Below are 14,566 nucleotides of genomic sequence, written 5' to 3' on the forward strand. Positions count from 1 at the left end.
CACCCTGGACCGGTGACCTCGCCGCCTGCCCCGACGGTGCCCGCCGACCGCTACGGCGCTCCCGCCCCGTGGCGGCGACGCGTGCTCCTCGCGGCCTGCGTGGCCGTGGTGGGGGCGTTCCTGGGCTGGCTGGTGTGGACCGTCCTCGTCCACTCCGCTCCCCCGGTCGACTCCGAGCTGCTCAGCTTCGAGATCGTCGACGAGCACGCCGCCACCGCCCGACTGCAGGTCCAGCTGGCCGACGACGCCGTGGACGCGACGTGCCTGCTGCGGGCGTTCGCGGAGGACCACACGGTGGTCGGGGAGCTGTCGTTCACGCCCGACCCGGGAGCCGACGACCGGGTCGAGGAGACCATCCGTACCGAGCGCCGGGCCACCTCGGTCGAGTCGGTCGGCTGCACCGCCGAGGGGCAGTCGCGGCCGCGCTGACCTGCGGAGACGTCCTTTTGGCCGGCTCTTTGTATACTTGACCCATCTGACCGTCCCGCTGGGCCGACAGGCCCGCGACGCCGACGACCGGCTCGAAGGTCTTGTCGTTCCCGGACCTTGATCACCATCGCAGCAGTACAGGAGTACCCCCATGACCCAGCAGACCCAGGGCACGATCTGGCTCACCCAGGACGCCTTCGACAAGCTGACGGCCGAGCTGGCCGAGCTCAAGGGGCCCGTGCGCGAGGAGGTCATCGCCAAGATCAGCGCCGCTCGCGACGAGGGCGACCTCAAGGAGAACGGCGGCTACCACGCCGCCCGCGAGGAGCAGGGCAAGCTCGAGGGCCGCATCCGCCAGCTCGAGGACATGCTGCGTCGTGCCGAGGTCGGCGAGACGCCTCCCGACGACGGTGTCGTCGAGCCCGGCATGGTCGTCACCTACCGCTTCGTCGGCGACTCCGAGGACGAGACGGAGACCTTCCTGCTCGGCGCCCGCGAGATCGAGCCCGAGGGCCTCACCGCCTACTCCCCGCAGTCGCCCCTCGGGTCGGCCATCAACGGGCACAAGCGCGGCGAGACCGTCTCCTACGAGGCGCCCAACGGCAAGCAGCTCGAGGTCGTCATCGTCGACGCGAAGCCCTACACGGGCTGAGATCGTGGGGCAGACTGCCCCCATGAGTCCCTCCCCGACGGTGCTGCGGCTCGGCGCCGTCTTGCTGGTGCTCGCCACGACCGGATGCCTGTCGGGCCCCGACGAGGAGGCCGCGCGCTCCCGCGTGAGCCGGGCGGACCCGCCGGCGGCCGACTGGCGCCTCGGTGGGCACGGCCTCGAGCTGGCCGGTGGCGCACGGCAGGTCGACGACGTCTGGGTCTCCTCGGAGCCCGAGGACGACGTGGACTCCTACCTCGTGACCTGGGAGACCCGGGTCGCCGTCGGGCAGGAGCGGGCCCGGTGCGCCGAGGCCGCCGACTGGCTCACCGAGATGGGTGGGGACCTGCCCGGCGATACCGTCGAGGACCAGGACGAGCCCCCGACGTACGACGGCCTCATGATGCGCTGCGAGCTGGCCATCAAGCGCGCCGACCGGCAGGGGTCCTCCACCATCACCTTCCAGACGTGGCCCAGCACGCGCGACGACGGGTACCAGTTCGGGCCGTACCTGACCCTGCACGGAGACAGGACGAGGCGCTACCTGAGCGCCACCCTCTCCGCCGGTCCGACCGACTGACCGCTGCTAGGCCAGGACGCGGTAGCCGCAGCCGCGCAGGCGGGTGAGGACCCGCTCGGCGTGCGGCTCGCCGCGGGTCTCCAGCTGGAGGTGGACCTCGACCTCGTCGAGGTGCAGCGACGGCGAGATGCGCTCGTGCACGACCTCGAGCACGTTGGCGCCGGCGTCGCCGACCTCGGCGAGCAGGCGGGCCAGGCCGCCGGGGGTGTCGGGGATGTTGACGTGGAGGTTGAGGTAGCGCCCGGCCGCCGCCATGCCGTGCCGGATCACCTTCCCCAGCAGCAGCGGGTCGATGTTGCCGCCCGACAGGACTGCGACCGCGGGGGTGCGGAACGCCGTCGGGTGGTCGAGCATCGCGGCCACGGCCGCGCCGCCTGCCGGCTCGACGACCATCTTGGCGCGCTCCACCAGCGCCAGCAGCGCTCGCGACATCGACTCCTCGGAGACCGTGATGATCTCGTCGACGTGGTCGCGCACCGCGGCGAACGTGATGTCGCCGGGCAGGCCGACCGCGATCCCGTCGGCCATCGTCTTCATGCTGTCGAGGGCGACCGGGCGACCCTGCCGCAGCGAGTCGGGGTACGCCGCCGCGCCGGCCGCCTGGACGCCGATCACCCGCACGTCGGGGCGCAGCGCCTTGACGGCGATCGCGATGCCGGCGAGCAGCCCGCCGCCGCCGGTGGGCACCAGCACGGTCTGCACGTCGGGCGACTGCTCGAGGATCTCCAGGCCGCAGGTGCCCTGGCCCGCGACGATGTCGACGTGGTCGAAGGGGTGGATGAGCACGGCCCCGGTCTCCGCCTCGAACCGCCGGGCCGCGACCAGCGCGTCCTCGAGGTAGCGGCCCTCGAAGACCACCTCCGCGCCGTAGCCTCGGGTCGCCTTCTCCTTGGGGATCGGGGCGCCCTCGGGCATGAACACCGTGGAGCGGATGCCGAGCAGCTGCGCGGCCAGCGCGACGCCCTGGGCGTGGTTGCCCGCCGAGGCGGCGACGACGCCGCGCGCGCGCTCCTCGGCCGAGAGCCGGGAGATCCGGACGTAGGCGCCGCGGGCCTTGAAGGACCCGGTGCGCTGGAGGTTCTCGCACTTCAGCGACACGGGTCCGCCGACCAGCGCGGAGAGCCAGCGCGACTCCTCCATCGGGGTCTCGATCGAGACGCCGGTGAGGACCTCGCGGGCGGCCTCGACGTCGGCGAGCGTGACCTCACTCATCGCGCGCGTCCTCCACCTCGACCGTGGCTCCGGTCTCCTGGTAGTCCTCCTCGAGCTCCTCCACCGGATCGTCCCCCACCCGGGTGTTGGACGCCAGGTGCTGCACGACGGCGTTGCCGGCGGCGGCGAGCGGGACGGCCACCAGGGCGCCGGCCACGCCACCCACGATGACGCCCGCGCCGAGCGCGAAGATCACGCCGAGCGGGTGCACCGAGACCCAGCGGCCCATGAGGAACGGCTGCAGGAGGTGGCCCTCGACCTGCTGCACGGCGATGACGACGGCGAGCATGATCAGGGCGTCGAGCGGGCCCTGGTCGACCAGGGCCACGAGGACGGCGACCCCGCCCGCGACCGAGGCGCCCACCAGCGGGACGAAGGCGCCGAGGAACACCAGCACCCCGATGGCCAGGACGAACGGCACGTTGAGTGCCGCGGCGCCGATCATGATGCCGATCGCGTCGACCAGGGCGACCAGCACCGTGGCCCGGACGAACTGCGTGAGCGAGATCCAGGCGACCCGGCCCGAGCCGTCGACGTGCTGGCGCGCGGCGCGCGGCGCCAGGCGCACGAACCACGCCCAGATGCGGTCGCCGTCGGCGAGGAAGAAGTAGGTCGCGAAGAGCACGATGAAGAAGCCGGCGAACAGGTGGCCCAGCGTCGACCCGACCGACGTCACCTGGCTGAGCACCTCGCCGTTCTCGGTGCGGCTCGTGATCGCGTCCTGGGCCTGGCCGATCCAGTCGTTGATCTGGGAGTCCGACGCGTTGAGCGGTCCGTCCTTGAGCCAGGTGCGGATCTTGTCGAGCCCCTCGACGGTGGAGTCGGCCAGGTCGTTGGCGCCGTTGGCGACCTGCTGCCCGGCGAACGTCAGCAGGAGCCCGACCAGCCCGAGGCCGCCGAGCACGACGAGGATCGAGGCCAGGCCGCGCGGGAAGCCGTGCCGGTCCATCCAGCCGACGAGCGGCGCCACCAGGGCGGTGATCAGGAGGGCGACCGCCGCCGGCAGCGCGATGACCGAGAAGAACGAGATCGTCTTCACGAGCACCAGCCCGGCCGCGACGATCACCAGGAAGCGCCAGCCCCACGCGGCGGCGAGGTCGAGGCCCCACGGCACCTGCGCGCGGCTGAAGTTGGAGGGTCCCGCGACGATCGGCTGCGGCTCGCTGCGCCGCTCCCCGCGCATCTGCGCCCACTGCTGGGCCAGGCGCTGGGTGATCCGCTCCTCGTGGGCGCGGGCCTCCGCGTCGCTATGGGTGCTCGCCTGGGCACGCGAGCGCCGCAGCGGGTGCCGGAGCCGGGACCCGGCCGGCGCGGCGGGCGGTGTCTCGTCGCCGGGTTCGCCCGCCTCCGGCTCGTGGTCGTTGCTCACGCGGTCACCCTATTCTCGGTCGGAGTCCAGCAGACGGCGGGCGAGCCGGTGGGCCGCCTCCGGGTGGTCGGGGGCCAGCAGGCCCACGGCCGCCAGGACGTACGCCGAGTCCACGACCACCAGTGCCCGCTCGGGCAGCTGCCAACCACCCTCCAGGTCGGCGCCGACACTCCCCTCGAAGACGCGAGCGCTGACGCCCGGCCGGCCGTGGCGCAGCACGCCTCCCGAGCCGACCACCAGGTCCACCTCGCGCAGGTCCTTGCCGGAGCGCTCGACCACCCGGCCCTCGGGCGACACCACGACCCGCGAGCGGCCGGCGTGCCGGCGCAGGGCCAGGGAGACGGCCGCACGGGCGATCGCCTCGTCGTCGTCCTGGTCCGCGCCGGAGACCGGCAGGAAGCCCGGGTCGGCGGTGCGCCGCTCGGCCGCGGCGAGGAGCCCGGGCAGCTCGCTCAGCTCGGCGGCCTCGACCGTGCTCGACGCCGACCAGCGCATGCCGAGGTCGCCCTCGACCGTGCGGGTGACCCGCGTGGTGGCGACGACCTCGCGCGACAGGCCGGCGTCCTCCGGGTCGACGTCGACCACCGAGTGCACGTCGGTGGTCGCGCCGCCGACGTCGACCACGACGACGTCGCCGGCGCCCGGCCGCTCCGCGTCCAGGCCGTCGGCGAGCAGCTCGACCCCCGTCAGCACGACGTCGGGGGTGGCACCGCGCACCATCGCGACGAAGTCCGTGCGGGTGCTGAGGTGCTTGCCTCCGATGACGTGGGCCAGGAACATCTCGCGGATCGCGGCGCGCGCGCTGTCCGGCGCCAGGACGCCGATCGTCGGCACGACGTTGTCGGCCAGCACGTGGGGCACGTCGCCGAGCACCGCGCTCACCTCGTCCTGCGCCTCGACGTTGCCGGCCACCACGACCGGCCCGTCCCAACCGCTGGCGACGAGGTCGCGCGCGGCCTGGAGCAGCACCTCGCTGTTGCCGCCGTCGGTGCCACCGGTGAGGAGCAGGACGTCGGGGCGGGCCGTGTGCCGCAGGTCGCGGTACGGCTCGGGGTCGGGGGCACGACCCGCGGCCGCCAGCACCGCCACCACCTTGCCGCCGCTGGACAGCGCGACCCGGCGTCCGGCCTCGGCGGTGACCAGCTCCTCGTTGCCGACGACCGCGATCCGGAGCCCGCCGCCGGCGCTCGAGCAGGCCAGCACCTCGGCTCCCTCGGCCCGCGGGTCGGCCGCCACGAGGGCGGCCAGGCAGGCGTCGTACCCGTCGAGGACGTCGCCGTGACCGTCGACGGGCACGGTCGTGGGGTGCTCGGCCGCGGCGACGACCCGTGCCGTGGCGAGGTCGACCAGCGAGGCCTTGGTGAACGTCGACCCGAAGTCGACGCAGATCGCGACCGCGCCGTCCTCAGCCACCGGAGAGGGCGCGGTCCAGGTCGGCGAGCAGGTCGTCCGCGGTCTCGATGCCGACGCTGAGGCGCACGAGGTCGGACGGCACCTCCAGGTCCGTGCCGGCGACGCTGGCGTGGGTCATGCGACCGGGGTGCTCGATCAGCGACTCGATCCCGCCCAGCGACTCGGCGAGGGTGAAGACCTCGGCGCGCTCGCAGACGGCCAGCGCCTGCGCCTCCCCGCCGGTGACGCGGAAGGACACCATGCCCCCGAAGCGCTTCATCTGCCGGCTCGCGACGGCGTGGCCGGGGTGCTCCTCCAGGCCGGGGTAGATGACCTGCTCCACGGACGGGTGCCGGCTGAGGAAGTCGACGACGAGCTCGGCGTTGTCGCAGTGCCGGTCCATCCGCACGGCGAGCGTCTTGAGCCCGCGGTGGGTGAGGAAGGAGTCGAACGGTCCGGGCACGGCGCCCATCGCGTTCTGGTGGAACGTGATGGCGTCGGCGGTCTCGAGGTCACGCACGACGACGGCTCCACCGACGACGTCGGAGTGGCCGCCGACGTACTTGGTCGTCGAGTGGACCACGACGTCGGCGCCGAGGGTCAGCGGCTGCTGCAGGTACGGCGAGGCGAAGGTGTTGTCGACCACGAGCAGCGCACCCGCCTCGTGGGCCACCGCGGCGAGCGCCTCGATGTCGCCGATGTTGAGCAGCGGGTTGGTCGGCGTCTCGACCCACACCAGCCGGGTCCGCCCAGGACGGATCGCGGCCCGCACCGCGTCGACGTCGGAGACGGCCGCAGGGCTGTGCTCGAGGCCCCAGGACTGCTCGACCTTGTCGAAGAGGCGGAAGGTGCCGCCGTAGGCGTCGTCGGGGATGACGGCGTGGTCGCCCGGGCGGCACAGCGCCCGCACGATGGTGTCCTCGGCGGCGAGGCCGGAGGCGAAGGCGAAGGCGCGCTCCCCCTCCTCCAGCGACGCGAGGGCACCCTCCAGCGCGGTGCGCGTCGGGTTGGCCGAGCGGCTGTACTCGTAGCCGCCGCGCAGCCCGCCGACGCCGTCCTGCTTGTACGTCGAGGTGGCGTAGATGGGCGGGATCACCGCGCCCGTGGTGGGGTCGGGCTCGTAGCCGGCGTGGATCGCACGCGTCTCGAAGCCTTGGGCCTTGAACGGCTCTGTTGACCTGTGCTGCTGTTCGCTCACTCAGCGAGCGTACTCAGCGCCGGCGTCGAGGTCATCGCCCCCGTCGGGCTGGTGATGTCGGACACCGGTCCAGGCACGTCGAGTCATGTGCGTCCCGGGCGGTGTCCCCGCCGACGTGACCCTGGACCTCAGCCGGTGCTCGGGGGAACGAACCGCCCCTCGCCGGTGTTGAGAGACTAGAACCGACGATAGGAGTCTCCGTGTTCTTCTCCCGCACCAAGACCGAGCTCATCGACGCCGACCAGGCCCTGCCCGGTCGCAGCGAGCGCAACTTCCACCTCACCGACAAGCACGTGGTCCTGGGCACCCCCGTCGTCACCGACGAGGCCCCCGCCGGCTACGACGTCGCCATCTTCGGCCTGGGCTGCTTCTGGGGCGCCGAGGAGATCTACTGGAAGACGCCCGGGGTCTGGTCGACCTCCGTCGGGTACGCCGGCGGCCACACGCCGCACCCGTCGTACGAGGAGGTCTGCTCGGGCCGCACCGCCCACACCGAGGCCGTCCGGATCGTCTTCGACCCGGCCCAGGTGTCCTACGCCGACCTGGTCAAGACGTTCTTCGAGGTCCACGACCCGACGCAGGGCATGCGCCAGGGCAACGACGTCGGCACGCAGTACCGCTCGGCCATCTACGTGACCTCACCGGAGCAGGAGAAGGTCGCGCGCGAGCTGACCGACGTCTACGGCGCCGAGCTCGCCCGGCGCGGTCTCGGCGAGATCACCACCGAGGTGCGCGACGCCCCGACGTACTACTACGCCGAGGACCAGCACCAGCAGTACCTGGCCAAGAACCCCTTCGGCTACCGCTGCCACGCCAACACCGGTGTGAAGTTCCCGCAGACCGCCTGATCCGACATCTGATCCCCGCTTGATCCGCGGGGCACGGCGCCGCGTGCGTCGTGCCCCGTGGGCGCGTCAGGTGGTGCGTCCGGGGGCGTACATGATGACGGCGACCCCCACGAGGCAGATGAGGGCCCCGGTCACGTCGTAGCGGTCGGGGCGGAAGCCGTCGAGGGCCATGCCCCAGGCGAGGGAGCCGGCGACGAAGACGCCGCCGTAGGCCGCGAGGATCCGGCCGAAGTTCGCGTCCGGCTGCAGGGTGGCGACGAAGCCGTAGATGCCCAGGGCGATGATCCCGGCGCCGATCCAGAGCCAGCCGCGGTGCTCCCGCACGCCCTGCCACACCAGCCAGGCGCCGCCGATCTCGGCGATCGCGGCCCCGACGAACAGGGCGATGCTGCGCAGCGTGTCCACGCGCGCCAGCCTAGGCCCGACGGGTGTCGTGCCGGCCCGGTCCCGTTCGTAGACGGGGTGAAGCGGGCACCGGGCCCGCAAGCGAGACAAGGGAGCACGACATGGCCGAGTACCTCCTCTACTTCAACCAGCAGTGGGTCGGCGACCACCCCGAGGAGTGGTTCCGCGACAAGGGGCCCCGCGCGATGGCGGTCGTCCACGAGATGGAGGACGCAGGCGTCCACGTCTTCTCCGGTGGCCTCGAGGAGGAGGACGGTCCCGTCTACAGCGCCGACCCGACCGGCGACGAGGTCCTGGTCACCGACGGGCCCTACGTCGAGACCAAGGAGTTCCTGGGCGGCTTCGCGATCGTGGACGTGCCCGACGACGAGGCCGCGACGATGTGGGCCGCCAAGATCGCCGAGGCGTGCGGCTGGGCTCACGAGGTGCGCCGCTTCAAGCCCCGACCCGACGCCCAGCAACGACGTCCGTAACGACGCCCGCAACGACCCCAGGAGCCACGTGCAGACGTTCCTCCCCTACCCCGACTTCGCGCGCTCGGCCCGGGCGCTGGACCGCCAGCGCCTGGGCAAGCAGCGCGTGGAGACCATCCAGGTGGTGCGCGCGCTGACCCGGCCCGGCTACGGCTGGGCAAACCACCCGGCCGCGCTCATGTGGAAGGGGTACGAGGAGGCGCTCGGCCGCTACGGGCTCGTGTGCTGCGAGGCGTGGACCGACCTCGGCTTCGGCGACACGTGCGCCGCCACGATCGTGGCCGACCTCGGCACGGCCGGGGTGCGGAGCCCGCGGAGCCAGGAGGAGCTGGCCGCCGCCGGCGCCCTGCCCTCCTGGCTCGGCGACGAGGACCTGCACCTCAGCCACCGGTCCGCGCTCGTGCGCAAGGACCCCGAGCACTACCGACCGCTCTTCCCGGACGCGCCCGACGACCTGCCCTACGTGTGGCCGGTCCGCTCCGCGGCGGTGGTGGCGGCGGAGGAGCGCCGGGCCGCCGCCGCCGTACGCCGTCAGGAGCGGCAGGTCGAGCGCGAGCGGCTCGAGGCGGAGCGCGCGCGTCGACGCCGGAGCCGGGCCGCGAAGAAGGCCTGGGAGACCCGACGCCGCAACGCCGGCGCGTAGCGAGTTCTGAGGGGTACCCGGCGTCGGCGTCGCTCACTACGGTGGGCCGCGCCGCACATCAGCGCTGTCGCCCACCACGGAGGTCGTCGGATGACCGAGTTCCCCCGCCTGCTGCACACCGTGCTCGACACCACCGAGCCGCGGGCGCTCGCGGAGTTCTACCGCGTGCTGCTCGGCCTGCGCTACCGCCCCGGCGACGAGCCCCCAGCGGACGGCTCTCCCGACGCACCCGACTGGCTGGTGCTCACCGAGGACGACGGCTCGCGCGTGCTGGCCTTCCAGCTCGTCGACCGGCTGACGCCGACCACCTGGCCCGACCACACGGTCCCGATGCAGCTGCACCTCGACCTCACGGTGTCGGACGCCGCCGAGCTCGAGCGGCAGCGTGAGCGGGCGCTGGCCCTGGGCGCCCGTGAGCTGGTCGATCGCACCGACGACCCCGACGAGCCCCTCCACGTCTTCGCCGACCTCGCTGGACACCCGTTCTGCATCTTCGTCGGATGAGCGCGGAGCCGCAGCTGACGGTCGTGCCGGCCAACGAGGTCGGCTGGGAGGACCTGGAGACGGTCTTCGGCACCCGCGGCAACGGGCACCGCTGCCAGTGCCAGCGCTACAAGCTCGCCGTCGGTGAGAGCTTCGCCGGGTTCCCGCAGGAGGAGCGGGCGTTCCGGCTGCGCACGCAGACCGACAGCGGCCACCCCGACTCCGGGACGACCAGCGGTCTCGTGGCCCACCTCGGCGACGAGCCCGTCGGCTGGTGCGCGGTCGAGCCGCGCACGGCGTACGACGGTCTGGTCCGCACCAGCAACCGCGTCGTGTGGACCGGCCGCGACGAGGACCGCACCGACGACACCGTCTGGGCCGTCACCTGCCTCTTCACCCGCGCCGGCTTCCGCCGTCGCGGCGTCAGCCGGGCGCTGGCCGCCGCTGCCATCGACTTCGCCCGGGAGCGTGGCGCGCGCGCCCTGGAGGCCTACCCCATCGTCACGAACAAGGTCATCGACGAGGAGCTCCACGTCGGCACCCTCCGCACGTTCGCCGACGCCGGCCTGAGGGAGGTCACGCACCCCACGGCGAGGCGCGTGGTGATGCGCATCGACTTCTGAGGCTCCCTCCCGCTAGGCCGCCGGCATCCGGGACGCGAGTCGCTCCAGGCCCGCGAGCGAGGTGGTCGGTGCGCCTCATGGCCCCGATCCCCCCGCGTCAACCGGCCGACGACGCGCCGACAGCCCCGCCGGGGCGGGGTGTGGGGCGCTCAGGGTCGTCGTTCGGGCTCGAGCGGGGTGGTGCCGGTGTGGTCGCGGCGGTAGGCGTGCCCGAAGGGCGAGTGCCACAGGTAGGTGCCGCGGTCGAGGACGTCGTAGGTCCAGCGGCCGTGCGTCTTCAGGCAGTGGTGCCCACGGCACAGGGGTGCGGTGTTGCACGAGCAGGTCGGGCCGCCCTCGGCGTGGGGGATCGTGTGGTCGATGTCGCAGCGGGCTGCGGGTCTGGTGCACCACGGGAAGACACAGGTGTGATCGACGAGCTCGTCCGGCTCGCGGAGCCGGTCCGGCACCTCGTACGCGGCCACGTGGACGTGGTCGGCCAGGTCGCGGACCGGTTTCACGATCACGCGGGTGTCGGGGTTGCCGCACCAGGTCCGGATCGTCTGGGCCAGCACCGGTGTCCGGGTGTTGCCCAGCCGGCCGACCCCGTCGAGGTCCTCGTGCACGTGGACCACCACTTCGGTGGTTGAGGTGCGAGCGCAGCGAGCCTCGAAACCACCCTCAGCGGCGTCCTCGAACGGCAAGGAGTCATACCCGCGAGCCAGGTCCCCAGCCGCGATCGAGCGACGCACGTCGAGCGACTCCTCGGACCCGGCGGCCTTGATCTCAGCAGCGCGCCGCGAGATCGCGGTGTCGAAGTCGAGGGCGTCGACGTAGTCCAGGGTCCCGGTGACCTCGACGGTCCCGTTGATCGACACCTCGCCCTTGTGGACCTCGAGCCGCCGCCCGTCGGCGGCGAGCCGGCGGGCTTTCTCGGCGGCCTCGGGGTCGAACCGGGCTTGGGCGGCGGTGATCTGTCGTTCGATCTCGGCGTAGGACACCGAGTGCGCACAGAAACCCACCGCCTGATCGACGTAGGCCGCGGCCTCGGAGGACAACGCCATGGTGTGCTCGGCGATCCAGCGGGCCTTGTAGAACGGCAGCTCCATCGCCTCGACGCGTCCCCAGATCCGGAGCAGGCGGTAGCGGGTCTCGAGCGTCGCACCGACGTAGCGCTTCGCGGCGTCGGTGGACATGCCGAGCGCAGCGCCGAGCTCCATGACCGCGAACTCGCTGACCCAGGGTGCGCCGTCGCCGGCGAGGGGGATGCCGTGGTCGCCGAACGAGGCCTCGCCCTCGTCGGTGGTGGTGTGCAGGGTGCACCACTTCAGGACGCCGTGGAGGGTGTCGAGCTCGGCTTTGGCTTGGTCTGCCTTGCCCGCGCGGACCTGGGCCAGCACGGCGCTGGCCTCGGGTCCGGTGGGGTTGCTCATGGGTCTACTCAAGCACTGGCCACCGACAGTCGAAGGCCTGAACCGACCGTCAGGAGGCCTTGTCCACAAGGGGCTTCGAGTATTTCCTTGATCCCTTTTTCGGTGGGGTGGTTTCGAGACTCGCTTCGCTCGCACCTCAACCACCGACGGCTGCCTCGTTGGTTGAGGAGGTTGCGCTAGCTGTGATGTCCAGGCACGTTGGTCGAGAAGGTGTGAGGACACGATCTGATGTCGTAGATGGGTGAAGGCCCCCTGTTGTGAAGTGGAGCTGTCTAGTTCACCGCTTCGCCAACAGGAGGCCTCAGGGTCGTCGTTCGGGCTCGAGCGGGGTGGTGCCGGTGTGGTCGCGGCGGTAGGCGTGCCCGAAGGGCGAGTGCCACAGGTAGGTGCCGCGGTCGAGGACGTCGTAGGTCCAGCGGCCGTGCGTCTTCAGGCAGTGGTGCCCACGGCACAGGGGTGCGGTGTTGCACGAGCAGGTCGGGCCGCCCTCGGCGTGGGGGATCGTGTGGTCGATGTCGCAGCGGGCTGCGGGTCTGGTGCACCACGGGAAGACACAGGTGTGATCGACGAGCTCGTCCGGCTCGCGGAGCCGGTCCGGCACCTCGTACGCGGCCACGTGGACGTGGTCGGCCAGGTCGCGGACCGGTTTCACGATCACGCGGGTGTCGGGGTTGCCGCACCAGGTCCGGATCGTCTGGGCCAGCACCGGTGTCCGGGTGTTGCCCAGCCGGCCGACCCCGTCGAGGTCCTCGTGCACGTGGACCACCACTTCGGTGGTTGAGGTGCGAGCGCAGCGAGCCTCGAAACCACCCTCAGCGGCGTCCTCGAACGGCAAGGAGTCATACCCGCGAGCCAGGTCCCCAGCCGCGATCGAGCGACGCACGTCGAGCGACTCCTCGGACCCGGCGGCCTTGATCTCAGCAGCGCGCCGCGAGATCGCGGTGTCGAAGTCGAGGGCGTCGACGTAGTCCAGGGTCCCGGTGACCTCGACGGTCCCGTTGATCGACACCTCGCCCTTGTGGACCTCGAGCCGCCGCCCGTCGGCGGCGAGCCGGCGGGCTTTCTCGGCGGCCTCGGGGTCGAACCGGGCTTGGGCGGCGGTGATCTGTCGTTCGATCTCGGCGTAGGACACCGAGTGCGCACAGAAACCCACCGCCTGATCGACGTAGGCCGCGGCCTCGGAGGACAACGCCATGGTGTGCTCGGCGATCCAGCGGGCCTTGTAGAACGGCAGCTCCATCGCCTCGACGCGTCCCCAGATCCGGAGCAGGCGGTAGCGGGTCTCGAGCGTCGCACCGACGTAGCGCTTCGCGGCGTCGGTGGACATGCCGAGCGCAGCGCCGAGCTCCATGACCGCGAACTCGCTGACCCAGGGTGCGCCGTCGCCGGCGAGGGGGATGCCGTGGTCGCCGAACGAGGCCTCGCCCTCGTCGGTGGTGGTGTGCAGGGTGCACCACTTCAGGACGCCGTGGAGGGTGTCGAGCTCGGCTTTGGCTTGGTCTGCCTTGCCCGCGCGGACCTGGGCCAGCACGGCGCTGGCCTCGGGTCCGGTGGGGTTGCTCATGGGTCTACTCAAGCACTGGCCACCGACAGTCGAAGGCCTGAACCGACCGTCAGGAGGCCTTGTCCACAAGGGGCTTCGAGTATTTCCTTGATCCCTTTTTCGGTGGGGTGGTTTCGAGACTCGCTTCGCTCGCACCTCAACCACCGACGGCTGCCTCGTTGGTTGAGGAGGTTGCGCTAGCTGTGATGTCCAGGCACGTTGGTCGAGAAGGTGTGAGGACACGATCTGATGTCGTAGATGGGTGAAGGCCCCCTGTTGTGAAGTGGAGCTGTCTAGTTCACCGCTTCGCCAACAGGAGGCCTTCATGTCCCACGCTATCCACTCCAACGCGGCTTTGACCCCTCAGCACCGACTGAGAATGGCGCGAGTGGTCGTTGAGGCCGGTTGGTCCATCGCACGGGCGGCTGAGTTCTACAACGTGTCGTGGCGGACCGCGAAGAAGTGGGCCGAGCGGTACCGCGCCGAAGGACCCGCCGGCATGTACGACCAGTCCTCAGCACGACGCACCCAAGCTCGCAAGACTCCGCAGCCGGTGCTCCGCAAGATCGTGCACCTGCGGATCAAGCAGCGCCTAGGCCCGGTAGAGATCGCTCACCGACTCGGCATGGCGGCCTCGACAGTCCATGCGGTGCTGGTGCGGTGCGGGCTCAACCGGCTCGCCCACCTCGATCGGGTCACCGGGGAGCCAATCCGGCGCTACGAGCACGACAAGCCTGGGGCGTTGCTCCACGTCGACGTCAAGAAGCTCGGCAGAGTCCCTGACGGCGGCGGCTGGCGCTACGTCGGCAAGCAGCAAGGGTTCAAGAACGCCCGCACGAAAAACAACACCGGCAAACGCGGGACCTGCTACCTGCACACCGTGATCGACGACCACTCCCGAGTGGCCTACGTCGAGGCTCATGACGACGAGAAGAAAGAGACCGCCACCGCGGTCCTGCGCCGCGCCGTGGCCTGGTTCGACGCACGCGGCGTGAACATCGAACGAGTCCTGTCCGACAACGGCTCGGCCTACCGCTCCCACTACTGGCGCGAGGCCTGCGAGGAGCTCGGCATCACCCACAAACGAACCAGGCCCTACCGGCCACAGACCAACGGCAAGATCGAACGCTTCCACCGCACCCTGGCCGAGGGCTGGGCCTTCAAGAAGTTCTACTCCTCCGAGTCCGCCCGACTCGCCGCCCTGCCATCATGGATTCACGAGTACAACCACCACCGGCCCCACTCAGCAATCGGCCGGGCAACACCCATCACCCGGTTGAACAACCTGGCTGGACATCACAGCTAGC

General features: G+C 71.6%; 16 protein-coding genes. 9 read left to right on the forward strand and 7 right to left on the reverse strand.

Going from position 1 to position 14,566, the window contains the following annotated elements; all coding sequences use genetic code 11:
* The first annotated feature begins 12 nt into the window (after window positions 1–12).
* The 3 genes from IRQ30_RS09160 to IRQ30_RS09170 all read left to right on the forward strand — a co-directional run bounded on the left by IRQ30_RS09160 (window position 13) and on the right by IRQ30_RS09170 (window position 1,658).
* Window positions 13–429 carry a DUF4307 domain-containing protein gene (locus tag IRQ30_RS09160; RefSeq protein WP_193612607.1) on the forward strand — a complete coding sequence of 139 codons (417 nt, stop codon included), beginning with the start codon at window positions 13–15 and terminating at the stop codon, window positions 427–429.
* A 151-nt stretch (window positions 430–580) separates the two neighbouring features.
* Window positions 581–1,081 carry a transcription elongation factor GreA gene (gene greA, locus IRQ30_RS09165; RefSeq protein ID WP_193608803.1) on the forward strand — a complete coding sequence of 167 codons (501 nt, stop codon included), beginning with the start codon at window positions 581–583 and terminating at the stop codon, window positions 1,079–1,081.
* Window positions 1,082–1,103: 22 nt separating this feature from the next.
* Entirely contained in the window at window positions 1,104–1,658 is a 555-nt protein-coding gene (locus tag IRQ30_RS09170) for a hypothetical protein (protein ID WP_193612608.1), read from the forward strand.
* Window positions 1,659–1,664: 6 nt separating this feature from the next.
* On the opposite strand, the gene ilvA is transcribed toward IRQ30_RS09170, so the two are convergent.
* Genes ilvA through IRQ30_RS09190 form a run of 4 tightly spaced genes read right to left on the reverse strand, consistent with a single transcriptional unit; the run spans window position 1,665 to window position 6,829 of the window.
* Entirely contained in the window at window positions 1,665–2,870 is a 1,206-nt protein-coding gene (ilvA, locus tag IRQ30_RS09175) for a threonine ammonia-lyase (RefSeq protein ID WP_193610052.1), read from the reverse strand.
* Window positions 2,863–4,239 carry an AI-2E family transporter gene (locus IRQ30_RS09180; RefSeq protein ID WP_338089636.1) on the reverse strand — a complete coding sequence of 459 codons (1,377 nt, stop codon included), beginning with the start codon at window positions 4,237–4,239 and terminating at the stop codon, window positions 2,863–2,865. The genes ilvA and IRQ30_RS09180 overlap by 8 nt, the downstream gene beginning before the upstream one ends.
* A gap of 9 nt (window positions 4,240–4,248) precedes the next feature.
* The gene (locus IRQ30_RS09185) at window positions 4,249–5,652 is read right to left on the reverse strand and encodes a glutamate mutase L (RefSeq protein WP_193612609.1); all 1,404 of its coding nucleotides are present in this window, start codon (window positions 5,650–5,652) and stop codon (window positions 4,249–4,251) included.
* Window positions 5,645–6,829 carry a cystathionine gamma-synthase gene (locus IRQ30_RS09190; RefSeq protein ID WP_193612610.1) on the reverse strand — a complete coding sequence of 395 codons (1,185 nt, stop codon included), beginning with the start codon at window positions 6,827–6,829 and terminating at the stop codon, window positions 5,645–5,647. Before IRQ30_RS09190 ends, IRQ30_RS09185 begins: the two co-directional genes overlap by 8 nt.
* Window positions 6,830–7,029: 200 nt before the next feature.
* Here IRQ30_RS09190 and msrA point away from each other — a divergent pair, with 200 nt between their 5' ends.
* Window positions 7,030–7,677 (forward strand): peptide-methionine (S)-S-oxide reductase MsrA, encoded by a 648-nt coding sequence (gene msrA, locus IRQ30_RS09195; protein ID WP_193612611.1) that lies wholly within the window; start codon window positions 7,030–7,032, stop codon window positions 7,675–7,677.
* 66 nt (window positions 7,678–7,743) lie between these two features.
* On the opposite strand, the gene IRQ30_RS09200 is transcribed toward msrA, so the two are convergent.
* Complete coding sequence (locus tag IRQ30_RS09200; RefSeq protein WP_193610046.1) at window positions 7,744–8,082, reverse strand: YnfA family protein; 339 nt, start codon at window positions 8,080–8,082, stop codon at window positions 7,744–7,746.
* 101 nt (window positions 8,083–8,183) lie between these two features.
* On the opposite strand from IRQ30_RS09200, the gene IRQ30_RS09205 reads away from it, so the two are divergent.
* From IRQ30_RS09205 to IRQ30_RS09220, 4 genes are all read left to right on the forward strand, one after another.
* Complete coding sequence (locus IRQ30_RS09205) at window positions 8,184–8,555, forward strand: YciI family protein (protein WP_193612612.1); 372 nt, start codon at window positions 8,184–8,186, stop codon at window positions 8,553–8,555.
* Window positions 8,556–8,583: 28 nt separating this feature from the next.
* The gene (locus IRQ30_RS09210) at window positions 8,584–9,198 is read left to right on the forward strand and encodes an MSMEG_6728 family protein (RefSeq protein WP_193612613.1); all 615 of its coding nucleotides are present in this window, start codon (window positions 8,584–8,586) and stop codon (window positions 9,196–9,198) included.
* A 90-nt stretch (window positions 9,199–9,288) separates the two neighbouring features.
* A complete protein-coding gene (locus IRQ30_RS09215; RefSeq protein WP_193612614.1) occupies window positions 9,289–9,702 on the forward strand; it encodes a VOC family protein in 414 nt (137 codons plus the stop codon).
* Window positions 9,699–10,304 carry a GNAT family N-acetyltransferase gene (locus tag IRQ30_RS09220; RefSeq protein ID WP_193612615.1) on the forward strand — a complete coding sequence of 202 codons (606 nt, stop codon included), beginning with the start codon at window positions 9,699–9,701 and terminating at the stop codon, window positions 10,302–10,304. Before IRQ30_RS09215 ends, IRQ30_RS09220 begins: the two co-directional genes overlap by 4 nt.
* A 149-nt stretch (window positions 10,305–10,453) precedes the next feature.
* Here IRQ30_RS09220 and IRQ30_RS09225 read toward each other — a convergent pair whose 3' ends face one another.
* Both IRQ30_RS09225 and IRQ30_RS09230 read right to left on the reverse strand, forming a co-directional pair.
* Window positions 10,454–11,716, reverse strand: a complete 1,263-nt coding sequence (locus tag IRQ30_RS09225) for an HNH endonuclease signature motif containing protein (RefSeq protein WP_193612616.1) — start codon at window positions 11,714–11,716, stop codon at window positions 10,454–10,456.
* A 301-nt stretch (window positions 11,717–12,017) separates the two neighbouring features.
* Window positions 12,018–13,280 (reverse strand): HNH endonuclease signature motif containing protein, encoded by a 1,263-nt coding sequence (locus IRQ30_RS09230; protein ID WP_193612616.1) that lies wholly within the window; start codon window positions 13,278–13,280, stop codon window positions 12,018–12,020.
* A gap of 304 nt (window positions 13,281–13,584) precedes the next feature.
* Here IRQ30_RS09230 and IRQ30_RS09235 point away from each other — a divergent pair, with 304 nt between their 5' ends.
* Window positions 13,585–14,565, forward strand: a complete 981-nt coding sequence (locus IRQ30_RS09235; protein WP_193612617.1) for an IS481 family transposase — start codon at window positions 13,585–13,587, stop codon at window positions 14,563–14,565.
* Window position 14,566: the final 1 nt, after the last annotated feature.

The organism is Nocardioides lijunqiniae (assembly GCF_015024225.1).
GTDB lineage: Bacteria > Actinomycetota > Actinomycetes > Propionibacteriales > Nocardioidaceae > Nocardioides > Nocardioides lijunqiniae.

Coding starts and splice junctions, on each gene's coding strand:
- IRQ30_RS09235 (WP_193612617.1), top strand. CDS start 13,585: ATGTCCCACGCTATCCACTCCAACGCGGCTTTGACCCCTCAGCACCGA.
- IRQ30_RS09230 (WP_193612616.1), bottom strand. CDS start 13,280: ATGAGCAACCCCACCGGACCCGAGGCCAGCGCCGTGCTGGCCCAGGTC.
- IRQ30_RS09205 (WP_193612612.1), top strand. CDS start 8,184: ATGGCCGAGTACCTCCTCTACTTCAACCAGCAGTGGGTCGGCGACCAC.
- IRQ30_RS09220 (WP_193612615.1), top strand. CDS start 9,699: ATGAGCGCGGAGCCGCAGCTGACGGTCGTGCCGGCCAACGAGGTCGGC.
- IRQ30_RS09215 (WP_193612614.1), top strand. CDS start 9,289: ATGACCGAGTTCCCCCGCCTGCTGCACACCGTGCTCGACACCACCGAG.
- IRQ30_RS09225 (WP_193612616.1), bottom strand. CDS start 11,716: ATGAGCAACCCCACCGGACCCGAGGCCAGCGCCGTGCTGGCCCAGGTC.
- ilvA (WP_193610052.1), bottom strand. CDS start 2,870: ATGAGTGAGGTCACGCTCGCCGACGTCGAGGCCGCCCGCGAGGTCCTC.
- greA (WP_193608803.1), top strand. CDS start 581: ATGACCCAGCAGACCCAGGGCACGATCTGGCTCACCCAGGACGCCTTC.
- IRQ30_RS09170 (WP_193612608.1), top strand. CDS start 1,104: ATGAGTCCCTCCCCGACGGTGCTGCGGCTCGGCGCCGTCTTGCTGGTG.